Source organism: Fretibacterium fastidiosum (assembly GCF_964642095.1).
Lineage (GTDB): Bacteria > Synergistota > Synergistia > Synergistales > Aminobacteriaceae > Fretibacterium > Fretibacterium fastidiosum.
Genome location: NZ_OZ209244.1, coordinates 2,064,342 through 2,085,967 on the forward strand (window position 1 = coordinate 2,064,342; position 21,626 = coordinate 2,085,967).

The following is a 21,626-nucleotide window of genomic DNA, read 5'->3' on the forward strand; positions in this document are numbered from 1 at the left end:
TGCGTCTAAAGGGAAAGAAAGGCCCCCCTGCAAGGGGGGCTGCCCCGAAGGGGCTGGGGGGTGTTGAGCCTGAGAAACAACCCCTCCGGTTCGCTGACGCGAACCACCTCCCCTGAAAGGGGAGGTGGTTCATATTAAACGCGAATTGGTATGACAGTTATCGACCGCTTTTTGCCCTGTTCCTGAGGGGCGGGGCTTCCCGATGCGTCAATCGGACGCCTGAGCGGCAAGCGCCTTCAGGCCATCCTCGAGGAACTGTAGGGGGCGGTAGCCAAGGATACGGGCGGCTCGTTCGATGGATGCCGAGGAGCGGCGGATGTCGCCCTTCCTTTCCGGCTCGTGGACCGGCTGGACGGTGCAGCCGGGCGCGAAGTTGGCTGCGACGAGCGACAGGAGCTCGTTCAGGGTGACGCTTTTCCCGCAGGCGACGTTGAACACGCCGCCCGCTGCGTCCGGAGCGTCGGTCAGGGCTGCCAGAAGGTTGGCCAGGACCACGTTGTAGACAGGGCAGAAGTCCCGCGTTGCCGTCCCGTCCCCATAGAGGACGGGGGATTCGCTCTTTCGGACGGCGTCGATCCAGCGCGGGATGACTGCGGCATAGGCTCCTTCGGGGTCCTGCCTTGCCCCGAAGACGTTGAAATAGCGAAGGCCGATGCAGTCAACGTGATAGAGGCGGGTCCAGAGGTTGGCGTAAAGTTCGTTTACGGCCTTGGTCAGCGCGTAAGGGGAAAGGCAGGCCCCCGTCTCCGCTTCGATCTGGGGGAGGCGTTGAGCGTCCCCGTAGACGGCGCTCGAAGAGGCGTAGACCACCCGGTGCGCGCCTCCCTTTCGCGCGGCCTCCAGGACGTTGACGAACCCCCCCGCATTGACAAGGCTGAACCGATCCGGGGCCTCTATGGAGCCTGGCACGGATGCCAGGGCCGCGTGGTGGAGGACGAAGTCGGCCCCCTCGGCCGCCTCCAGACACCGTTCGGGGTCGGTGATGCTCCCCTCGATAAAGCGAAGGCGGGCGCCGGAGTCGGGCCCGGCCGCCTCGACGGCGAGGTCGAGGTTTCGCCGTCGCCCCACGCTGAGATCGTCCAGTGCGGTGACCCTCTGTCCCATGGAGAGCAGGGCCTCCACAAGGTGCGAACCGATGAAACCGGCCGCCCCCGTGACCAGCCAGCGGTGCTCCTTCCCCTGGAGCGCGGGGAACATCGGGTGAAGCGTTCGATACTGCGACGTCGGCTTCTCGCTCAATGACGTCATCTCCTTTTCAGCTGTTGTCTTTCTCGGTCGCCGCGTCCAGCATCGCGACGTTCCACGTTCCGCTGAGGGACAGGGCGGAGTAATAGATGCGGTGCCGTCCGCTGCCCAGGGGCACCAGCGAGGATCGGTAAACCCTCTTTCCCTCAAAGTGGTAGGCGGGAGTGAAGGGCTTTCCTTCGACCTTCCATGAAAGCCCGTCGCCGCTGCCCATGAAGAGCTCCGCCTCGTAGCCGCGTTCGGCCGCCGTCGTCAGGAGGATGCGGAGGACCCCGTCGTCGTCGACCACGTCGAGGTGCCATGGGGCGTTCACGGGGAACGGCGAGCTGACCGCGGCGTGCACCGGATCGCCCCAACGGCGCCCGTCGGGGCCTGAGCGCCGAACGATGAAGCGCTCTCCGCCCTCGCAGTCCACCGTCCAGAGCGCGTACTTCCCGTTCAGGACCAGCGCGCTTGGCGAGAGAAACTTACGGTCCAGCCCCGTGGGGCGCCTTTCCTCCAGAACCGCCTCGGGCGGCGTCCAGTGGACCCCGTCCCGGGAGGTCGTCAACAGTATCCGGTTCTCCGTCTCCGAGTGGAAGACCGCCGTCCAGCGATAGTAGTACAGCAGCTCGCCGTCCTCCTTCAGGAGGAGCGAGGGGTCCGAGTGGAACTCCGCGCGGGCCCCGTTCCGCGGCTTGAGCGGGACTCGGGCCAGGGGAGGGTGCAGCCCTTCCGGGACCGTCCACTGGATGCCGTCGTAGGAGACACAGAACTCCGGGTTCTCGTGGTAGTCGGTCCCAAGGGGGTAGGGCGTCATGGCCATGAGCCACGTCCAGCCTCCGGCCCCCCAGCCCTGGGGGACGTGGAGGATGTCGGGGTGCGTGGCCTCGCCGGACCCGTCGGAGGTCGGCAGGTTCAGGAGGATGGGGGAGTGATCCGGAACGGCCCCGTTCAGGCGGGCGAAGGGGGAGCGGCAGATCCGTTGAGGGTTCCGCTCCATGACCCACAAGCGAAGCGACGGAACGCAGAGGCCTACGTGGCGCAGGCCCTTCTCCGCCTCGCGGACGAGGCCGTAGAGCAGCTGTCCCGGACTTTTTCTCTTGAGGATCAGGGCCAGCAGGACGAGTGCCGGCAGAGCGCAGAGCGCCGTCACGGTCAGCCTCATCGGATCGAGAGCTCCTCCCGCATCCTTTGGAACGCGGCGAGGGCCCGCTGCGGCGCAATGTCCGCGAGGCAGTCCCTGGGGCAGCCGTAGTTTCGGCAGCCGGCGAGGGGACAGGCGACGCGGACCTCCCGGAACCAGGGCATGCGGAAGCCCATCTCCCAGGCGTCCGTGACGCCGAAGAAGCCCAACGTCGGCGTCCCGACGAGGGCGGCCAGGTGGAGGGGGCCTGTGTCGTTGCCGACGGCGGCGGCGCAGGACTGCGCCAGGGCTGCCATGAGGGGGAAGTCGGCCCTCCCCACGAGGTTCAGCACGAGGGGGCTTGCGAGCGCTCCGACGATCTCCTGGGCCGTCTGCATCTCCCTCGTGCCGTGCCCGTTCAGGACGACGCCCCACCCCTCGCCGACGAGGGGACGAAGGAAGTCGATCCAGTGGGGGATGGGCCAGAACTTCTGGGGCTTGCTGGCGCCGATGATGCAGAAGAGGCGCCGGGAGGGCAGGGGCTTCAGCATGGCCTGCGCCTGAGCCCTGTCGCTTTCCGTCGTGAAGATGGCCGGTTCGGGGCGGCTGGTGAAGTCCACCCCCAGCGCGTCCAGGTACTCCCAGTGCGTCGTGGTGTAGGCGAACTGAAGTCCGCTGTTGTAGCCCAGCCGGATGGGGGCCTTGCTGAGGAGGGCGGTGAGCGCGGCGGCGGCGCCCCGGTGCTGGCTGACCAGCCACTGGTATCGGCCGCGTATCCGGCGGATGACGGAGAAAAAGCTCCAGGGGCGCTTGAGGTCCCAGAAGAGGAGGTCGTCGATGTACGGCTGTCTGCCGAGGAGGCCGCCGTACTCCTTCTGCGTCAGGAACGTCAGCCGCGTGCCGGGAAAGGCGCTCTTGAAGGCCCGCGCGCCGGCGGCGCACTGCAGCACGTCCCCGAAGGCGCTGAAGCGAATCCACAACACCCTGTCCCCGTCCTTCGGACGAACGATGCTCATGGCTCCTACCCCTCTCCGCTCTTTTGCAATCTGCCGTCGTCCTGCGCCGCCTCGAGGATGAGGTCGCGCCACAGAGCGGCGGACCTGGCCACGGAAAAGCGTTCGGCGGCCCGGATCAGGTCCGCGCGAGGCAGGGGATCGAGGAGCGCGTCCCGAATTGCGCGCACAAGCGCCAAAACGTCGCCCACGGGGACCAGACGTCCCCACCGACCGCCCTCCAGGATCTCCCGCGGTCCGCTTCGGCAATCCGTGGCTACGACGTTGGTTCCGCAGGCCATGGCCTCCGCCAGGACGCTGCCGAACCCCTCGCAGCGAGAGGAAAGCACCAGCGCGGAAGCCCGCGCCATCCACGCGTAGGGATTCGTCTGACGTCCTGCAAAGCACACGCAGTCCTCCAGGCCGAGCGTTGCGGTCAACGCCTCAAGCCGCCCCCGCTCAGGGCCCTCCCCAAGGAGGACGAGGCGAGGTGCGAAGCCGGCCTCCTCCCGGAGAATTTGGAAGGCCCGCAGCAGGTCGTCATAGGCCTTCAGGGCCACCAGACGACCCACGGCCAGCAGCACGGGGACCTCCCCGCCCATCCACGGGTGGTCCACCGGAGCCTTCGCCTGCTCAAGCATGGAGGGGGCCACGATGGGGTTGTAGATGACGCGGGCCTTCCCGGCGGGGACGACGCCAAGGGCCGTCAGGTCCTCCGCGACGCCCTGCGACACGCAGACGACGCAGCGTGCCTTGCGGTAGAGGGATCGGGCGCGGAGCCTCCGCCGCAGGCGGGAAAGCGCCGAGCCGTCCGCGATGCGCTGGCTGAGCGTGCTGTGCTCCGACGCGACGAGGGAGAAGGGGAAGCCCCACAGCACCTTTGCCCACGCGGCCAGCAGGTTGGTCGTGTGTCCGAGGGAGATCACGACGTCCGATTGCGCTGCCCTGAGGGCCCGGCCCAGTTTGGAGGTGGGGAGGAGCAGGGCAAGGGGTTGGCTGGTGCAGCCGAGTTCATGGACCTCGATGGTCTGTGGTAGGAGGCTGCGGAGGGCCCCGCCCCGACGGAGGACGAGGCAGAGGGGATGGACGCCCAGGTCGGAAAGCCCTCTGGCAAGGTTCACCGCGACGCGCTGAAGCCCGCCGATCTCAAGGTCGGGGCAGAGGATGAGGACTCTGGGAAACGCCGCTCGTTCCGGAGCGTCAGTTCCTTTTTGCCTTGATGCCGCCACGGTCGATGCTCGTGATCTTCAATCGGCGCGTGCCGCGGGGATCTTGACGTGGACCTCGTCGCCGATGGCGTGTCCGAGGATCGCCTGGCCGACGGGGCTCTTCTGGGAGATGCGCTGCACCGCCGAAGTGCTTTCCTTGTTTGAGCTGGAGAGCTCCTCGGAGCCCACCAGGGTGTACGTGTAGTCCTTCTTCGAGTCGAGGTCCTGAAGCGAAACCGTCAGGCCGATGCCCACCCGATTCGTGTCCAGGTTGGCCTCATCGACGACGTTGACCTTGGAGAGCATCACCTCCAGCTCCATGATGCGCCCCTCGACCCTGCTCTGCTCGTCCTTGGCTGCCGCGTACTCCGCGTTCTCGCTGAGGTCGCCGAAGGCGCGGGCCTCCTCGAGCTGACGGGCGACCTCCAGCCGACGGACCGTCCGAAGGTTCGTCAGCTCCGCCGTCATGCTCTCAAAACCGCTCCGCGTCACCACCGATTGATTGTCGTTTTTCCTGCTCACCACTTGAAGCCTCCTGAAAGCTCTGTCTCCACGATCCGGTCCAGTGCCGCCGAAATCATTGGCTGGGGCGTATTTTAACATATTTTTCAACCCTCCGGGCGACAGGCCTTGAGCGCGCGCAGGGCCCGGCTGCTCCCGCTTCGTCCACGAAGGCAGCGAAGGGGACGTTTTGAGATCGCCGTCGCTCCGCCTTTCGCCCCATGGCGTTCGGATTGGTGGTTTGATAAAATAAACTCAACCTAGAGAGCGCGTGGGGCTTGCCCCCGCCGCTGTGGCCCTGGGGACCTCGAAGCGCTCGTGGGGCACCGGCTTTAAGACAGGACATCGAATTTTATTTTCGTAAAGGGGAGATTGCAATGTCGCAGGAGTTTACCAGGGAGCTTTCCTACTCGGTCGCGGACTCGCGCGTCGATCTGGTCAACGCGCTTTTCCGTCGCGTCTATCAATGGATGGCGATCGGACTGATCCTGACGGCCGTCACCGCCTACGGGGTTGCGTCCAACGGGACCCTGATGAGGGTGTTCTACGGCTCGCCGATGCCGCTCATCGTCGTCGCCGTCGCCACGTTGGGCCTCGTGTTTGCGCTGAGTGCGGGGATCCGGCGCATCTCAGCCGGCGCCGCGTCGGCCCTGTTCGTGATCTACAGCGTGTTGAACGGCCTGCTCTGCTCGGGGGTGCTTCTGATCTACGCTCAGGAGTCCGTGTACGCCGCCTTCTTCTCCACGGCGGGGATGTTCGCCGTCATGAGCGTCTACGGGCTTTACACCCGGCGCGACCTGACGTCGCTCGGCAGCTTTCTGTACATGGGGCTCTTCGGGCTCATCATCTCCGCCCTCGTCAACCTGTTCGTCCGGTCCACCATGGTGGAGTTCGTGAGCAGCATCATCGGCGTCATCGTCTTTTTGGGGTTGACCGCCTATGATACGCAGGCCATCCGCCGGATGGGGGACGAGATCGAGGACGGGGAGGACGGCGTTACGATCCGCAAGGTGGCCGTCCTGGGCGCCCTTTCGCTCTACCTCGACTTCATCAACATCTTCCTCTACCTTCTGCGCCTCTTTGGAAAGCGCCGCTGACGATCGCTCGATATCGTTGGCAAGAAACTGAGCTTTAGGTTAAAATAAGCAGGGAGTCCCCGTCGCGGCGAGACGGGGACTCCCTGCTTTATGGACGGCAGGGTGAGCCGAGTCCGTTCGAGGCCGCCTTTGCTGTCGCCAGCTGCCGAAGTGGACAGGGCGGGCGCCGGGGGTGCAGGTACAAAAGGCACCGCAGGTGCGGTATGGCCAAGTTGACGTCCACCCCACGACAGCTTTTAAGATGGCATGGATTGTCCCCGTCCACGCAGGACGGCATTTTAGCGGAACTCTTGAGGAGGAAACGGCATGAGTGACAGGAAACTGGAGTTTTACGGCGGGGAATGGATGGCGTTTTTACCGTTTGTGATCTTTCTTTCCCTGATCCTTTTGACGACATTTTTCTGGGGGTCCATCTCCGATGGAGCTCTCTGGGTTCCTGCATTTCTGGCGTTGATCGTCACCTTCTTTTTCTCCAGGGATAAGGCGCATTACGCGGATGTGGTTATCTCCGGCATCGCCAGCAGGGAGGCGATCACGCCGGTGGTCTGCTGGCTGTGGGCGGGCGTGTTCTCCCGGCTGTTGCGCGTCTCCGGACTTGCGGCGGCCATTGCCGGCTACGCTGCAGGGCTTGGCGTGGGGAGCACGGCGTTCCTTGTCATCACTTTCCTGGCGTCCTGCCTGTTCGCCACGGCCAGCGGCACCGGCTTTGGCACCATCGCGGCGGCCATGGGGGTCCTGTACCCGGCGGGCGTCGAGCTGGGCTGTCATCCTGCCCTCCTGGCCGGGATCATCATATCGGGCGCCGCTTTCGGCGACAACCTGGCCCCCGTCTCGGACACCACCATCTGTTCCGCCACCTCGCAGGGGGTGGATGTGCCCGGTGTCGTTCGCTCCCGGTTCAAATATTCCTTTGTCGCAGCCTGCATTACCATCGCGATAACCGTCTTTCTCTCCACGAAACTGGACACAGCGGCCTCCGCGGTCAACGCGAATTTCTCTTACGACCCCAGGGCCTTCTGGATGCTTGCGGCGGTGATTTTAACGCTTGTTATGGCCATGAGGACGGGAGACATCATCATCGCGACGACGATAGGCATTGTGGCCGCTGCGGTGGTTGGCGTGGCCTCCGGCCAGTTTGACTTTCTGCAGGTCGACGCCGTCAATCCCGCGCAAACGGCCCTGATCGCGGTTCACGGTGAGGGGCTGGACCGGACGGTGGACGGCATCTTCTACATGGGCCTGGCCAGTATGCTTCAGGTCTGTATCCTGGCGCTGCTCCTCTTTGGCTCCATCGCCATCATGCGCGCCGGCGGGGGGGACAAAAAACTCCTGAACGCTCTGGGGACGGTGGCCTCCACCGCCTGCGGCGCGGAGGTCGTGATCTCCCTGATGGTCATCATCCTGTCGGCGGTGATGGGGCTGAACGCCCCGGCGATCCTGGCGGTTGGCGCCTCCTTCGCCAAACCGCTGTCGGAGAAGTACGGCTTCACGGGATATCGGGCGGCGAACCTGCTGGATGCGCAGTCCAACACGCTCGTTTACTCCATGCCCTGGACCCCTGCCGTGATCTACACCATCAGCTTTGCGTCGGGGACGAAAGCGCCCCTGGCGGCCATTCAGGTTACGCCGTTCGTCGTCTACGGCTACGTGCTCATGTTCGTGATGTTCGCCTCGATTTTCCTTGGGATTGGCCGAAATGACGGTTCTGAGATACTGAAGAAGAGGGCGTCGCAGGGGGAGTGAGCCTTTCCCGCTGTGCGGCAGGGCGAGTGGGCCCGACCGCGACGGCAGGAATTGACCCGCGCTGCGGGTGGGGTTTCAAGTAACAGGGGAAACCATCAAGATCGTCGAGTAAAAGTATTGTTGAGTGAAAGTGAAGTTTGTTTTCGCTCGGCAGATGAGGACGCCATAAGATGAAGCTGCGAGGGGCGGACATGCCGGCGTCGGCCCCCGCTCGCAGCCGAACGGGGCGATTCGTAGTGAACGCAGGTCTGCCTGAGAGCGGCGGACGGTATCAATCATAAATAAATTTACGGACATAAATAAATTTACGGAGGCAATGCGCATTCATGGCAGAGAAAACTGCACGGTCGCGCCGGAGGCCCAGGGCGTCCGGCGTTGGGAAGGGCAAGGAGCACTTGAGCTTCATCCCCCTGGGAGGGCTCGGCGAGATTGGAAAGAACATGTACGTGGTGGAGTACGGGGACGACATGATCGTCATCGACAGCGGGCTGATGTTCCCCGACCAGGAGCTTCCTGGCATCGACTACATCGTGCCCGACATCTCCTACCTCGAGGCCAATCGCGAGAAGGTCCTGGCCGTCCTCATCACCCACGGGCACGAGGACCACACGGGAGGGCTCCCCTACGTCCTTCCGCGGCTGAACGTCCCGCTCTACGGGACCAGGCTGACGCTGGGGCTGATCAAGAACAAGCTGCAGGAGGACCTGCCCAACTTCCGGCCGAAATTCAACGAGGTCAAGGCGGGCGACGTCGTCCAGATCGGCCCCTTCAAGGTTCGCTTCATCGCCGTCGCGCACTCCATCCCGGACGGCGTGGCCCTGTCCATCGAGACGCCGCTGGGGCGCATCGTCCACACGGGGGACTTCAAGCTGGACTCCACCCCCATCGACGGGCGCATAACGGACTACGGCGCGTTCGCCGAGGAGGGAGACAAGGGAGTGCTCCTCCTGACGTCGGATTCCACGAACGCGGAGCGCACGGGCTTCACCCCCTCCGAGCGCATCATCAGCGGCACCCTGGACCAGCTCTACCGCAACTACAGGTCTCGGCGCATCATCATCTCCTCCTTCGCCAGCAACGTCCACCGCGTTCAGCAGGTCGTGGACGTCGCCATGCGCTTCAACCGCAAGATCGCGTTCCTGGGCCGCAGCATGATCCGCAACGTGGAGCTGGCCCGCGAGCTGGGGTACCTCAAGCTGGACCAGAAGATGATCGTCCCCGTCGAGGACATCGGCAGGGTCCCGGACAACCAGCTGGTCATCATGACGACGGGCAGCCAGGGGGAGCCCTTCTCCGGCCTCGTGATGATGAGCCGCGGGGAACACCGCATGGTCACCCTCGGCAGCCACGACGCCGTGTTCCTGCTGGCGTCCGTCATTCCAGGCAACGAGAAGCTGGTCAACAACACGATCAATCGCCTGTTCGCGCTGGGCTGCGAGGTGGTCTACGAGCCGGGCAGACAGATACACGTCTCCGGACACGCCTCCTCGGAGGAGCTGAAGATCGTCCTGAACCTGGTGCGCCCCGACTATTTCGTCCCGGTCCACGGGGAATACCGCCATCTGGTGCGCCACTCCCAGCTGGCTCAGGAGGTGGGGGTTCCCCCCCGGAACGTCTTCATCATGGCAAACGGCGACGTGCTCACCTTCACGAAGGGGCTCCAGCCGAAGCTGAAGGGACACGTGCCGTCGGGCGCGGTCCTGATCGATGGAAACGCGGTGGGCGGGCTGAAGAGCGACGTCGTGAGGGAGCGTCGGGACCTGGCCGAGGACGGCGTGCTGGTGGTTGCGGCAACCCTTGGCGAAAAGGGGGCGCTGGCGGCCCCCCTGGCGATCGAGACGCAGGGCGTCTTCATCTCAGACGACCACAAGCGGGTGTTCGACGAGATCCGGGCCGCCGCCGAGCGCGGCATCAGGGAGTTCGCGGGCAGTCGCTCCGTCGATCGGGAAGCCGTTGCGAAGGTCATCCGCAGCCGGGTCCGCGACGTCCTGCGGCGCCGAAACTACTCCTATGCCGTGGTCCTGCCCGTCATCTCCGTGATCGGGGAGGACCACGGGGCGGACGACACATGGATGGAGAAGGACTTTTTCTAGGGGGATGCGGCGCGCCCGGCCGGCGGACGGTTTTGCGGATTATTCCCTGGTTTGACGTTTGAGGTGATGCAGCGGTGGCTTTTAACGTGGAAACCCTTGTGCTGGGCGCCGTGCAGGGGCTCTGTGAGTTCTTGCCCATCAGCAGTTCCGGGCACCTCGCCCTGTTTCAGATATTCTTTGGCCTTGACCAGGGAGGGCTCCTGTCCTTCGACGTCCTCCTGCACTGCGCCACCATGCTGGCTGTCCTCGTCTTCTTTTGGAAGGACGTCGTCACGATCGCCGGACAATGGCTGCGGGGGCTCCTCTTCAGCGCGGAACGGGAGCGGGAGGGGTGGAGGATGGGCTGGTTCATCCTGCTGTCCTCGGCCGCGACCGCCCTGGTGGGGCTGCCGCTCAAGGGGACGGTGGAACGGGCCATGACCTCGCCCCTCGCCGTGGGCGGCGGGCTGCTCCTGACGGGGACGATCCTTGCCCTGACGCCCCTCTTCGCGGACCGGCAGGGGAGGCTTCGCGCCGCTGCGGCCATCGTCGTCGGCCTGGCTCAGGGCGCGGCCGTCCTGCCCGGAATCTCCCGCTCCGGCGCGACGATCGCAGCGGGACTTTTGATGGGGCTTGCGGTCGGCGAGGCCTTTCGGTTCTCCTTCCTGATCTCCATCCCCGCGGTCCTAGGGGCGACGCTCCTGGAGCTCCTGAAGATCCATCGCGCCGGAACGGTCGCCGCGCTTCCGGAGGGCTGGGCCTGGGCGGCCGCGGTGGCCTTTGTCCTGGGGTGGCTCTCGCTTCGCCTTCTGCGCCGCCTGGTCTTGTCCGGGCGGTGGGCGTATTTCGGGCTTTACTGCCTGTTGGTCGGATCGGCCGCCATCCTCGTGGCCCTGGACCTCTTTTAGGGGGAACCTCATGACGGAGCGACCTGTTGTCGTGCCCCTGCGCGTGAGGCTGGCTTCCAGCAGCCCCCGCCGTCGGGCCCTGTTGTCCGATTTGGGATGGGACCTCGATGTCCTGTCGCCGGACGTGGACGAGTCCCACCGTCCGGGGGAAGGGCCGGCGGAGCTCTGCGAGCGCCTCGCCCGCCTCAAGGCCGGGGCCTGCGCTGCGGACAGCGACCTCCCCGTCGTCGCGGCGGACACCGTCGTCGCCATCGACGGCCTGGCGCTGGGCAAGCCGACGGATCGCCGCGAGGCCTGCGCGATGCTGCACAGGCTTCAGGGACGGACCCACGAGGTGATGACCGGGCTCGCCGTCTCCTGGCGAGGACGGCTTCTCTCCTGCGTGGAGCGGACCTCCGTCACCTTTCGCCCCTTGAGCGAGGAGGCCGTCCGCGCCTATGCCGCCTCGGGCGAGGGCGACGACAAGGCGGGGGCCTACGCGATACAGGGGCGTGGGGCGCTTTTGGTCTCTGAGATTCGGGGAGACTACTTCAACGTCGTGGGGCTCCCCCTCTGTCGCCTTGGCCAGATGATGGAGTCCCTCGGCTTTTGTCTGAACGGGATGCTGGGATGGGACCGGCCCGGCGTTTGCGTGGAAGAACGCTCTTTCGGTTTCTGAGGGTAAAGTGGAGGTTTGAAGATGTCTCGTCGTTGTTTCTTATGGCTGACGCTCCTGTTCGCTGTGGCTTGTGCCCTCCCCGGCCTGCTGCCGCGATGGCGCGCCGAAGGCGCGAACCGGACGGTGGCGATCGTCACCGATTTTCGATCGATCCTGCCCCTGGCGCGCAGCGCGGGGCTCTCGACCTCCGAGGCCCTGAGCCGGCTCAAGGGGAAAGGGTTGAGCGGCCTCATGGTGAGCGAGCTGACGGGGGAGGACCTGGAGAACGGGATCGGCCCGGCGGTGATGCTGAGCCTGAGGCGGGGCGCGGGGGAGGGCCAGGGGACGCTGCTCTCCATCATGCCGGAGAGCCCACACGCCGAACGCCTGTCGCGGTGGCTGCGCATCCGCCTGGTGGCGTCGGCTGACGCGCTCTCTGCGGGGCCGGTGACCCTGCCGATCCCCATCAACATGATGAAAAACGTCGGCGTCGTCCCGGACGTCGAAGGGCTCGATGCGGCAAAGGAGGCTGGGCTCCCCATCTTTTATCGCCCCGCTCAGACGCTCGGCTGGCTCGTGGCAAACGCCGCGGCCGCGCTTCGGGCGACGGCGGATGCCTATCCCATCGCCGCCTTCGCCCCGGCAGGGGAGATCGTCCCCGGCTATCCCGACGTCAGCGGCCTCGCCTCCGTCTCCCATGAGCGCGACCTCCCCGTCGCCTCCGTCGAGTTCTCTCGTCAGGTCGGGGCCGGCGCGCTCGACGCCGCGGCCTTTCCCCTCCTCCTGCCCCTGCACAGCGTCACCAACGAGGAGTTGATGGCGCGCAACATCACAAGTCGGGCGCTGCGTGAGCGGCTCCTGCGCGCCGCCGTGGAAAGGAGCGTTCGCCTGCTGGTGGTGCGCCCTTCCCCCCAGAACATGGGGACCGCCACCTTCGATGACGTGGCTCAGGAGATCGCCGCGCTCGCCGACACGTTGATCTCCCATGGCTTCACCATGGGTTGGCCCCGTCCGGCGTTCGGGAGCGGATGGGGTGCCGCAGCCCCCTGGCCCGCGGTCGCCCTGGCCGCCCTCCTGCTCCTGATGTCCTGGCGCCTCGCAGCCCGCATGAACGCCTGCACGTCGGGGCCGATCGGGCTGCGCGCCGCGTCGTTCTTTGCCGCCTCGACCGCGGTCCTGGCCCTTCTGCTGTTCAAGTTCCCCGCGGCAGCCCGCCTGGCCGGGGCCTTCGCCGCCCCCCTCGTCGTGACGGAGGCCGCGCTGACCGCGCTGGACTTCCAGGGACGCCCGCCGCTGTGGCAGAGGGTCGTCGAGGCCTTCGGAGTTGCCGTCGTGGGGGGGCTGGCCCTGGCCGCCCTCTTCAGCGTCCCGTCCTACATGCTGAGGCTCAAGACCTTCTCCGGGGTGAAGCTGACGCTCCTCCTGCCGCCGCTCCTGGTGCTGGTCCACGACCTCAGGAACCGCGTCCACCCGGAGTCCCTGACGGACCTTCTCCGTCGCCCGCCGCTGTGGGGGGAGCTCCTGCTCGGCGGGGTGCTGCTGGTCGGGCTGGCCGTCATGCTGTTCCGAAGCGACAACGTTCGGTTCATCCCCGGCTTTGAGGCCCGGATGCGCGAATTTCTCGAACGTTTGCTCGTCGCGCGGCCCCGAAGCAAGGAGGTCTTCCTCGGATACCCTTGTCTCTTGCTCCTGGCCTTCCTCGTCAAGAGAGGGCTTTGGGCGCAGTATCGGGAGGTCCTGCGCATCGGGGTGGTCCTGGGCTTCTCGTCCGTCGTGAACAGCTTCTGCCATTTTCACACGCCCATCCTGTTCATCCTCCTGAGGGAGTTCAACGGGCTCTGGACCGGGCTGCTGGTCGGAGCGCTCCTCGTGGCGGTCGTTCGCTGGCTCATGCTGCCCCTTCTGAGGACGATGCGCCCGTTGGCGGAATGAGCCGCCGCTATCGCGTTGCCCTGGCCGGCTATTACGGCTTCGGCAACCTGGGGGACGAGCTCCTGTTGCGGGCCTCGCTGGAGGCGTTGGAGCGCTGCGGCGTCGGGCGCGATCGGGTCGTGGTCCTGTCCAGCGTCCCGGCTGAGACGTCCTGCATCCTGGGCGCGGACTCCGTGGACCGCTGGAACCTTTCCGCCGTGCGAGGGGTCCTGCGGTCCAGCGATACGCTGCTTTTGGGCGGCGGAGGGCTCTTTCAGGACAGCACGAGCCTGCTCTCGTGCCTCTGGTATTGGGGGCTGGTCCGTCTGGCGTGCCTGTGTGGGGCGCGCCCCTGGGCCCTGGGGCAGTCGATCGGCCCCCTGAGGCGACACGCGGCGCGATGGCTGACCCGGACGGCGCTCGCCTCCTGCACGGTGCTTCAACTTCGGGACGGCCCCTCCATGGAGTGGGCACGGCGCCTGGGGGTTCGGGCGACGCCGGGAGCGGACCTGTCTCTGGCGCTTGAGATGCCAAAAAACGCGGCCCCTGCGGGGAGGGAGAGGCTCCTCGTGAACCTGAGGCCCGTCGCGGGGCCTCAGCGGTTCGTCGAACTTGCCGCGTCGTGCGTCGATGCCTTTGACGGCGAGCGGGTGGGCGTTGCCATGTCGCCGGAGGACTATGAGCTCCTGGAGGGGGCGAGGCGGATGGGGCGGCTGCGGATCGAGCGCACGGTCCTCGCGGAGAGCGCGTCGGACGTCGCGCCCCTCTGGAGCGCGGCGACGGGCGCCGTCGGGATGCGGCTGCACTTCGCCGTCCTGTCGGCGATCTACGGGACGCCGCTGGCCCTCCTCTCCTACGACCCCAAGACGGCGGCCTTTGCGGAATGGGTGGGGCTCTCCGGGGTGGGGAACCCTGCGGAAGGGGCCGTGAAGCTGGTCCGCCCCCGCCTCCCGATCGCCCCTGAGAAGGTTCGCGAGGACGTGGATGCCCTTTGTCGGGCGGCGCTTTCGGAGGCATGATGGTGCCTCCGCCTTCCCCAATCTTCAAATTCAAATTTTCAAGCCGGATGGGCCGGAACGCGCATCCGTGCTTTTCATTAGGAGCCTCCTGCGTTATACTTAAGGAACGTTGATGAAATCGTTTTGCCCGTCCTCGCAGGGGGAACCGGTCAACCGCACCGCGATTCAGTGAGGCATTGCATTTTAGCGGACCGCCCTCGAATCGAATGGGGGCAACGGGCGGTCACCGCCTTGCGAGCCCCACATAATTTTTGCAATAATAGATGAAATGACTCGTGCGCATGGAAGCTAAAGCGGCGTGCAACTCGTTCTCTGGCGGTGATTGTATTGGACAAACGTCGTATTGATGAGCTGGGCATCAGTTATGTTGAGAAGTTCTCCCTTTACGAGGAGTACGCCTCACGCATACGCAATCTGGTTCAGGACCTTATCGAGGGAGAGGGGGTGGAGTTTCAGGCGATCGAAGGATGGGCGCAGAAGCCGGACGAGCTGCTCAGAGCCCTGAACGCGCTGGACGAGGACAGCCTCTCAGGGGTGGACCTGGTGACGGTGCGGGTGCTTTTGCGCTTCCCGGAGGACGTTCAGCAGATCGAGGAGGTCGTCCGTTCGGAGTTTGACGTCGACATGGGGCGCTCCATCCCCTCAAGCGGGTTGGAGGACCCCTTCCGCTTCGGCTATCCTGCGGTGGTCTACACGCTCTCGCTCTCGGAGACGCGCTCCACGCTCCGCGAGTGGGCGAAGTACAGGAACCTGAGCTTCCGGCTTGAGTTGAGGACGATGCTCCAGGACGCCTGGGCCGCCATTGCGCCCAGGGTGGACCTGAACGTCAGCACGGTCTCCGAGAAGAAGCTGAAGCGCAAGCTGGTGCGCCTGGCGGCGCTCTTGGAGGAGGCCGACGAGGGGTTCCTGGCCCTTCGCGCGCAGGTCGGCGACGAGGCGCTCCTCGTGCCGTCCGCGCCGCAGGGCCGGCGGCGGCCCCAGGAGCCGCTTGTCGCCGAGCGCACCTTTACCGATGATGAGCTGTACCACTACTTCAAGGAGGATCCCAGCCTGCTGGGTACCTGGAACGCCATCGCGCTCAAGGCGGGGTTCCCGCCCTTCGTTCCGGATTCGGACTACCTGAAGGAGAGTTTCGGCTGCCTCTGTCGGATCTTCCGCGCTGCGGGGATCGACACGATCTCCGACGTTCGGGAGTTCCTGGGGGAGATGGAGGAGGACGACCGGGGGCTGAGGCAGCTTCAGGGCGTGCGCATGGACGTCCGGCGCAGGGACGTCTCGTGGCGCATGGACCCCTTCTCCGCTCTTTTCCTGCTGGTCCTGAACTCCAAGTGGGACGTCCTGAAGGACAAGGACCTCGTGAAGCTGGGGATCAAGCGCGGCAACGATCGCATTTTGGGCATCGACTGAGCCTGCCTGCCGCGCAGGCCGCTTTTGCGGAGGGGGGAATGGGATTTGCAGGTTGTGCTGCTTTGGATGCTCATCTCGTATTTGATCGGCTCTCTGCCCACGGGCTATCTCGTCGTGCGCCTCACCCGCGGAATCGACATTCGGACGGTGGGGTCGGGCTCCATCGGGGCGACGAACGTTCGCCGCGCCCTGGGGCAGGGATGGGCGGTCTTCGTCACGATCGTGGACATGTCCAAGGGGGCGCTGGCGCTCCTGCTGGCTGCGCACGCCGGAACGACCTCCCACGAGCTCGTCGCGCTCTCCGCCTTCGCGGCGGTGGTCGGACACAACTACCCGATATGGCTCAAGTTCCGCGGAGGAAAGGGCGTCGCGACCACCTACGGCACCATGTTCTTCGTCTGGCCCTACAACTCCTTCGCCATCGTCCTGATGTGCGGCGCGATATGGTACGGCGTCATGTCCTGCACCCGCTACGTCTCCCTGGCCTCCATGCTGTCCCTCCTGATGCTGCCCGTCTTCTTCTGGATGCTGGGGGCCCCGTGGCAGTTTCAGCTCCTGGCCCTGGCTCTGGCGCTCCTCTCGATCTTCCGTCACCGCTCCAACATCTCCCGCCTGCTGCAGGGGAAGGAAAACCGCGTTTGACGGGGGCGACGACCTTTGACGCAAAACGCTGTTCCGACCGACCCTGACGAGGCCGTTCTGACCGCGCCTGCCGTGCGGCAGCCATGGAAACGGTGAGGTGCTTTCTCGACCCCGTGCGGGGAGATCGGGGAAGTGCCGTTCGTTTCACGGCGGACCTGAGCGGCGGGCCGGGGGGAAGCTTCTCCGGAACGCTGCACCGCGCCCCCCGCAGGAGGACGGTCCGCCTGATCGTGGACGAGCGTGGCCTCACCGTCCTCGTCCCGCGTCTCTTCCGGCCGGAGAGGGACCTGGAGGGCCTTTTGGAGCGAAACCTGGATTGGATCCTTCGAGGGTTGAGCCGGCTCCTCCCGCGCCCTCGCGACGCGGGGCGGGGCCCCGTCGCTCTGCCGGGGGTGGTGCGCCTCCCGGCCCTCTCCGAGGAGTGGCGGGTTGAGGTCGTGGAGGCCGGGTGTGCGTCGGCCTCCGAGGGGGTTATCCCCCTGGCTTCGGGCCTCGGCCGGACGGAGGCGCTACGGGCCCTGAGGGAGTGGGTGCGCCTTCGTGCAAGGCAAACGCTGCCGCCCATGCTGCTGGAGTTGGCGGCGGAGCAGGGGCTGGTCGTGGCCCGCGTCCTCGTGAAGGAGATGCGCAGCCGCTGGGGCAGCTGCTCGGTGCGCCACAACGTCAACCTGAACTCCAGGCTCCTCTTTTTGTCGCCCGACCTCGTGAGGCACGTCATGCTGCACGAGTTGTGCCACATGGCGGAGATGAATCACAGCCCGGCCTTCTACGCCCGGCTCCGGTCCATGGACCCGGAGACGGACCGACACCGGCAGGAACTGCGCTCCGCGTGGAGCCGACTGCCCCCCTGGGCCTCCGAACCGCTGTAGTCGCTATTCCTTGAGAGAAGAGAAGCGCACGGACTCCCGCCTGAGCCCGTGCGCTTCTCTCTCGCATTTTTCAGGACAGGTTTAATTCGTCACATGGGGTCACGCGACGGCGTTCCTCTCCTGAGCCTTTCGCTTCATGGCGCCGGCCTCTATCATCTTCGTGCGGTTGGCGTTCTGGAGCGCCACCTGCGCCATGAGCTCCCGGCTGTTCTCCCGCTGCTCCTGATTCCTTCGCTTAATGGCCTCCTGTCGCATACGGATTCGCCTCAGCTTCTGGGATTTTTCCACCATGTCGGTGTGTCGGTCCCACGCCCGAAACGTGGCCTCCGAGGTCCTTGCCCTGGCCTCCTCAACCTGCTTCAGCGCGTCCTCGACGCTGGCGAACCCCTTGGTCTCGACGACCTCCCCCGCGCCGGACGGAGTACGCGTCGAACCCTGGAAGCCGCTCATCTCACGGTCCACCCTCAGCATCGTTTCCTCACCTCCTCGACGGCAGATCGCCTTTTGCGCCTATTATAGCATCGGATGCGAATCGACGTGACGGAAGTGCGCGAGAAGAACGAGAGAACGGGGCTTGCGTCGGGTGCGATTTCCGCGATTCCCTGTATAATGAATAAGAGCGACATCTCTGGTGCCGTAGGCGCCCCTTTTGAACGCGAGGGCGGCGCACGATGATGGAGAGTGATCTTGTATGCGACGGTCGTTTAGAAAAAGCGCTGCGCTCGTTGCGGCGTCGGTGTGCCTCGTGTTTTTCGGCGCGTCGTCCTCCGGGGCGTCCTTCGTCTACCCTGGCCCCTGTCCTGCGTCCCCCGTCGGGGTTGCGGTGTGGCCTTTTTCTCAGGGCGGAGCGGTGATCGCAGCGTATCAACAGCCCTACGCCATGAATTTCGAGGTTTGGAAGCCCATGGGGTTGCCGGCCGGGTGGTACGCTACCTTTGACGGCTTCCCCGTCGCGCAGGCGGCCCAGAACCGCTGGGTGTACGGCCAGCTTGGGCCGGACGGGGCGCTCGTCCCGACCTGTATCCTGGTGGGGTCCGTCGTCCCCGGGCAGGTCCCCGGTCTGACCCGCATCGCGGCGACGGGGCTGTGCGGCCGATACGTCAACGATCCCGAATTTTGCAAGATCATGAACTACCGCTGTGACCGCATGGGGATCATCGGGGACCCCATGGCGCGGACCGTGGTCGCCTGGCGTTCGGGGAGCGAGGGCGCCTGGGTGTGGCTTGGGGATCGCTGGAAGAAGATCACGCCGCAGGCGGGGGAGTACACCTGGCAGGCGCTGAAGCGCCGGCGCCAGTGGATCGGCGGGGAACTCCGCAGGAACTGCATCGGTTGGCTTTGCCCGGAGACCTGTGACCTTGCGGACCTGGCGCGTCAGTGGGGGCTTTTGTGGGGCGGCGAGGTCCGGTTTGACGCTCTGGGCGGTTATCGCGGCGGCAACGGCGCGGAGAACGGCAACCGCAGGAGCCTCCCCGCAACCAGGGCCCCGGAGACGCCGGAGAAGAAGCCCGACAACGGCGGCCACTGGGATGTCGAGTAGGGCAGAGCGAGAGGGGCGGACGCCTGCCTTTCAAGGAGAGTGATTTTTGCATGGGCGAAGATGAAGTGGACGTCGAGGCCCTTCTGGACAGGGCCTATGAGTCCGAGGACGCGGAGGAAGTGGAGGCGTTGGTGACGCGGGCCCTGGAGATCGAGCCCGACAATCCGGAGGCGCTCTTGCTGCGCGCCGACCTGACGGAGGACGACGAGGAGCGCCTGTCGATCCTTCAGGGGGCGCTCGAGGCCGTGGAGACGGTGCTGAAGGAGGAGGGGGTCGGTGAGGAGGCCTACGAGGACAACCCCCTGGGGACCGTGTCCCTGGCGTTGATGCAGCGCATGGCGTTCACGCTCTATGGCGTCGGGGACGACGAGCGGGCCATGGAGCTGATCGAACGCCTCCTGCGCCACGACCTGGACGACAACGGCGCGGTCAAGAGCCTCTACTACAGAATACTGATCGAGCAGAATGCCTGGCAGCTCATCCTCAGCAAGACGATGCAGGACGAGGAACACCAGTTGGGCTGGGCCTATTCCAGGCTCTGTGCGGCCTTCATGCTGGGGCCGAAGGGAGCGGAGCGGGGGACGGCGGCGCGCATGTTCTGGGAGGCGCTGACCATGTCCCCGAACGTCCCCTTCTACATGCTGGGGTACTTTGCGGAGCCCGTGGACGACTCCGAGGCGGAGGAGGAGGACTTCAACTTCGCCTCGCTCTACGCGGACGTGTGGTCCACGTCGCGGGACCTCCTCAACTGGTTCTCCCGCGGGGTGATCCTGTTTGGTTTGCTCTCCGGCCGTTTTGGAGAGGAGAGCGGTGATATGCTTGAGATCCTGACCTCCCTTGGCGGACGGCAGGAATACGAGGCCATGGGCAAGCTCCCGATGGAGGGCGACGACGTGGCCGTCATCGAGGCGTTGGCGGCACACCACTGTCTGGCAGGACAGTGAGGGGCGGCGCGTGAAGCCACGCGCCCGAAATCCTTAAGAGAAACGGAGTGACTGATTCAGATGGCAAACGTACCGAGCGACATCGAAATTGCGCAGGCGGCAAGGCCCCAACCGATTGTTGAGGTCGCGAAAAAGCTGGGCATCTCAGAGGACGAACTGGAGTGCTACGGAAAGTACAAGGCCAAGGTGCTCCCTGAGGTGCTGAGGGAGCGCGAGAAGAAGCCCGACGGCAAACTCGTCCTCGTCACGGCGATCACGCCGACCCCGGCGGGCGAGGGCAAGACGACCACCAGCGTCGGGCTGGCGGATGGGTTGAACAAGATTGGCAAGAGGGCCTGCGTGGCGCTTCGCGAGCCCTCACTAGGGCCCAGCTTCGGCGTGAAGGGCGGCGCTGCGGGCGGCGGCTACGCCCAGGTGATCCCGATGGAGGACATCAACCTGCACTTTACGGGCGACCTGCACGCCATCACCACGGCGCACAACCTCTGCGCCGCCATGCTGGACAACCACCTTCAGCAGGGTAACGAGCTGAACATCGACCCGCGCCGCGTCGTGTTCCGCCGCGTGATGGACCTGAACGAGCGCGCGCTGCGCAACATCGTCATCGGGCTTGGCGGGAAGGCGAACGGCGTGCCGCGCGAGAACGGCTTCGACATCACGGTCGCCTCGGAGGTCATGGCGATCCTGTGCCTGTCCATGGACCTGACGGACCTGAAGGAACGCTTTAAGAAGATGGTCCTGGCCTACACCTATGACGGAAAGCCCGTTACGGCGGGCGACATCGGCGCGGCTGGCGCCATGGCCGCCCTGATGAAGGATGCCATCAAGCCCAACCTGGTGCAGACGCTTGAGGGAACGCCCGCGTTCATCCACGGTGGCCCCTTCGCCAACATCGCCCATGGGTGCAACAGCGTGCAGGCGACGCGGCTGGGCCTGAAGTCGGCGGATTACCTGGTGACGGAGGCCGGGTTCGGCGCAGACCTCGGAGCTGAGAAGTTCCTGGACATCAAGTGCCGCGTCGCGGGGCTGAAGCCCGATGCGGTCGTCGTGGTCGCCACGGTGCGCGCGCTCAAGATGCACGGTGGCCGCAGCAAGAAGGAGCTGGGCACCGAGGACCTGAAGGCGCTGGAGGCGGGGATCCCCAACCTGCAGAAGCACATCGAGAACGTTCAGAAGTTCGGCCTGCCCGTGGTGGTGGCGATCAACCGCTTCCCGCTGGACACCGAGGCGGAGCTTGCCCTGGTGGAGGCGAAGTGCAAGGAGCTGGGCGCCTCCTTCGCGCTGTCCGAGGTTTGGGAAAAGGGCGGCGAGGGCGGCAGGGAGCTGGCGCAGAAGGTCGTTGAAGCCTGCGAGAAGCCCTCGCACTTCAAGTTCATCTACGACGCGAAGATGAGCCCGAAGGAGAAGATGGAGGCCATCGCGCGTGAGATCTACGGGGCGGAGGGCGTGGACTTCACGCCTCAGGCCGAAAAGGACCTTCAGGTCATCCACGAGTTGGGCAAGGACGACCTTCTGGTCTGCATGGCCAAGACGCAGTACTCCTTCTCGGACGACGCGACGAAGGTGGGGCGTCCCAGCGGCTTCCGCATCACGGTGCGCGAGGTGCGCCTCTCCGCTGGAGCCGGGTTCCTGGTGGCGGTCACGGGAGAGATCATGACGATGCCCGGCCTGCCCAAGAAGCCCGCGGCGCTCTCCATCGACGTGGACGAGCACGGAAAGATCACGGGCCTGTTCTGATCCCGCTTTTGAAGCGGAAACGGCCCGTCGCCGGACGCGGAAACGTTGT

General features: G+C 65.6%; 19 protein-coding genes. 13 read left to right on the top strand and 6 right to left on the bottom strand.

The genetic code is table 11. The features are described 5' to 3' along the window. Positions 1–207 precede the first annotated feature (207 nt). The 5 genes from ACK28C_RS09280 to greA are packed head-to-tail and all read right to left on the bottom strand — an operon-like array spanning position 208 to position 5,072. Positions 208–1,248: an NAD-dependent epimerase/dehydratase family protein gene (locus ACK28C_RS09280; protein ID WP_409152087.1), complete on the bottom strand. Its 1,041-nt coding sequence runs from the start codon at positions 1,246–1,248 to the stop codon at positions 208–210. 7 nt (positions 1,249–1,255) lie between these two features. Continuing rightward, entirely contained in the window at positions 1,256–2,392 is a 1,137-nt protein-coding gene (locus tag ACK28C_RS09285; RefSeq protein ID WP_015557117.1) for a hypothetical protein, read from the bottom strand. Continuing rightward, on the bottom strand, positions 2,389–3,366 hold the full coding sequence (locus ACK28C_RS09290; protein ID WP_015557116.1) for a glycosyltransferase family 9 protein: 978 nt from the start codon (positions 3,364–3,366) through the stop codon (positions 2,389–2,391). The genes ACK28C_RS09285 and ACK28C_RS09290 overlap by 4 nt, the downstream gene beginning before the upstream one ends. Positions 3,367–3,371: 5 nt before the next feature. Beyond that, positions 3,372–4,571 carry a glycosyltransferase gene (locus ACK28C_RS09295; protein WP_208873844.1) on the bottom strand — a complete coding sequence of 400 codons (1,200 nt, stop codon included), beginning with the start codon at positions 4,569–4,571 and terminating at the stop codon, positions 3,372–3,374. Positions 4,572–4,589: 18 nt separating this feature from the next. After that, positions 4,590–5,072 (bottom strand): transcription elongation factor GreA, encoded by a 483-nt coding sequence (greA, locus tag ACK28C_RS09300; protein WP_409152088.1) that lies wholly within the window; start codon positions 5,070–5,072, stop codon positions 4,590–4,592. Positions 5,073–5,428: 356 nt separating this feature from the next. On the opposite strand from greA, the gene ACK28C_RS09305 reads away from it, so the two are divergent. The 10 genes from ACK28C_RS09305 (at position 5,429) to ACK28C_RS09350 (ending at position 17,356) form a co-directional block, all read left to right on the top strand. Then, entirely contained in the window at positions 5,429–6,148 is a 720-nt protein-coding gene (locus ACK28C_RS09305; protein WP_015557115.1) for a Bax inhibitor-1/YccA family protein, read from the top strand. Between the two features lie 306 nt (positions 6,149–6,454). Further along, positions 6,455–7,891, top strand: coding sequence for a Na+/H+ antiporter NhaC family protein (locus ACK28C_RS09310; protein WP_015557114.1), 1,437 nt, complete (start codon positions 6,455–6,457; stop codon positions 7,889–7,891). A gap of 326 nt (positions 7,892–8,217) precedes the next feature. After that, entirely contained in the window at positions 8,218–9,984 is a 1,767-nt protein-coding gene (locus tag ACK28C_RS09315) for a ribonuclease J (protein WP_208873842.1), read from the top strand. Between the two features lie 86 nt (positions 9,985–10,070). Then, positions 10,071–10,871: an undecaprenyl-diphosphate phosphatase gene (locus ACK28C_RS09320; protein ID WP_243440684.1), complete on the top strand. Its 801-nt coding sequence runs from the start codon at positions 10,071–10,073 to the stop codon at positions 10,869–10,871. A 10-nt stretch (positions 10,872–10,881) separates the two neighbouring features. Beyond that, positions 10,882–11,529, top strand: coding sequence for a nucleoside triphosphate pyrophosphatase (locus ACK28C_RS09325; RefSeq protein ID WP_015557113.1), 648 nt, complete (start codon positions 10,882–10,884; stop codon positions 11,527–11,529). 21 nt (positions 11,530–11,550) lie between these two features. Continuing rightward, complete coding sequence (locus tag ACK28C_RS09330; protein WP_015557112.1) at positions 11,551–13,440, top strand: DUF5693 family protein; 1,890 nt, start codon at positions 11,551–11,553, stop codon at positions 13,438–13,440. Next, entirely contained in the window at positions 13,437–14,438 is a 1,002-nt protein-coding gene (gene csaB, locus ACK28C_RS09335; RefSeq protein WP_015557111.1) for a polysaccharide pyruvyl transferase CsaB, read from the top strand. The genes ACK28C_RS09330 and csaB overlap by 4 nt, the downstream gene beginning before the upstream one ends. 327 nt (positions 14,439–14,765) lie before the next feature. Continuing rightward, the gene (locus ACK28C_RS09340; protein WP_208873840.1) at positions 14,766–15,845 is read left to right on the top strand and encodes a RelA/SpoT domain-containing protein; all 1,080 of its coding nucleotides are present in this window, start codon (positions 14,766–14,768) and stop codon (positions 15,843–15,845) included. 54 nt (positions 15,846–15,899) lie between these two features. After that, positions 15,900–16,487: a glycerol-3-phosphate 1-O-acyltransferase PlsY gene (plsY, locus tag ACK28C_RS09345; protein ID WP_341524235.1), complete on the top strand. Its 588-nt coding sequence runs from the start codon at positions 15,900–15,902 to the stop codon at positions 16,485–16,487. An 83-nt stretch (positions 16,488–16,570) separates the two neighbouring features. Beyond that, on the top strand, positions 16,571–17,356 hold the full coding sequence (locus tag ACK28C_RS09350) for a M48 family metallopeptidase (RefSeq protein WP_015557110.1): 786 nt from the start codon (positions 16,571–16,573) through the stop codon (positions 17,354–17,356). Positions 17,357–17,455: 99 nt separating this feature from the next. Here ACK28C_RS09350 and ACK28C_RS09355 read toward each other — a convergent pair whose 3' ends face one another. Beyond that, positions 17,456–17,827 carry a hypothetical protein gene (locus ACK28C_RS09355; RefSeq protein ID WP_015557109.1) on the bottom strand — a complete coding sequence of 124 codons (372 nt, stop codon included), beginning with the start codon at positions 17,825–17,827 and terminating at the stop codon, positions 17,456–17,458. A gap of 220 nt (positions 17,828–18,047) precedes the next feature. Between ACK28C_RS09355 and ACK28C_RS09360 the strand changes: the two genes are divergently transcribed. The 3 genes from ACK28C_RS09360 to ACK28C_RS09370 are packed head-to-tail and all read left to right on the top strand — an operon-like array spanning position 18,048 to position 21,577. Next, a complete protein-coding gene (locus ACK28C_RS09360; protein WP_015557108.1) occupies positions 18,048–18,896 on the top strand; it encodes a hypothetical protein in 849 nt (282 codons plus the stop codon). 50 nt (positions 18,897–18,946) lie between these two features. Continuing rightward, positions 18,947–19,840, top strand: a complete 894-nt coding sequence (locus ACK28C_RS09365) for a hypothetical protein (protein WP_015557107.1) — start codon at positions 18,947–18,949, stop codon at positions 19,838–19,840. A 60-nt stretch (positions 19,841–19,900) separates the two neighbouring features. Continuing rightward, positions 19,901–21,577 carry a formate--tetrahydrofolate ligase gene (locus ACK28C_RS09370; protein WP_015557106.1) on the top strand — a complete coding sequence of 559 codons (1,677 nt, stop codon included), beginning with the start codon at positions 19,901–19,903 and terminating at the stop codon, positions 21,575–21,577. The last annotated feature ends 49 nt before the right edge of the window (positions 21,578–21,626 follow it).

Coding starts and splice junctions, on each gene's coding strand:
- ACK28C_RS09290 (WP_015557116.1), bottom strand. CDS start 3,366: ATGAGCATCGTTCGTCCGAAGGACGGGGACAGGGTGTTGTGGATTCGC.
- ACK28C_RS09365 (WP_015557107.1), top strand. CDS start 18,947: ATGGGCGAAGATGAAGTGGACGTCGAGGCCCTTCTGGACAGGGCCTAT.
- ACK28C_RS09280 (WP_409152087.1), bottom strand. CDS start 1,248: ATGACGTCATTGAGCGAGAAGCCGACGTCGCAGTATCGAACGCTTCAC.
- ACK28C_RS09350 (WP_015557110.1), top strand. CDS start 16,571: ATGGAAACGGTGAGGTGCTTTCTCGACCCCGTGCGGGGAGATCGGGGA.
- ACK28C_RS09285 (WP_015557117.1), bottom strand. CDS start 2,392: ATGAGGCTGACCGTGACGGCGCTCTGCGCTCTGCCGGCACTCGTCCTG.
- ACK28C_RS09315 (WP_208873842.1), top strand. CDS start 8,218: ATGGCAGAGAAAACTGCACGGTCGCGCCGGAGGCCCAGGGCGTCCGGC.
- ACK28C_RS09355 (WP_015557109.1), bottom strand. CDS start 17,827: ATGCTGAGGGTGGACCGTGAGATGAGCGGCTTCCAGGGTTCGACGCGT.
- ACK28C_RS09360 (WP_015557108.1), top strand. CDS start 18,048: ATGCGACGGTCGTTTAGAAAAAGCGCTGCGCTCGTTGCGGCGTCGGTG.
- ACK28C_RS09325 (WP_015557113.1), top strand. CDS start 10,882: ATGACGGAGCGACCTGTTGTCGTGCCCCTGCGCGTGAGGCTGGCTTCC.
- ACK28C_RS09370 (WP_015557106.1), top strand. CDS start 19,901: ATGGCAAACGTACCGAGCGACATCGAAATTGCGCAGGCGGCAAGGCCC.
- ACK28C_RS09305 (WP_015557115.1), top strand. CDS start 5,429: ATGTCGCAGGAGTTTACCAGGGAGCTTTCCTACTCGGTCGCGGACTCG.
- ACK28C_RS09330 (WP_015557112.1), top strand. CDS start 11,551: ATGTCTCGTCGTTGTTTCTTATGGCTGACGCTCCTGTTCGCTGTGGCT.
- csaB (WP_015557111.1), top strand. CDS start 13,437: ATGAGCCGCCGCTATCGCGTTGCCCTGGCCGGCTATTACGGCTTCGGC.
- ACK28C_RS09310 (WP_015557114.1), top strand. CDS start 6,455: ATGAGTGACAGGAAACTGGAGTTTTACGGCGGGGAATGGATGGCGTTT.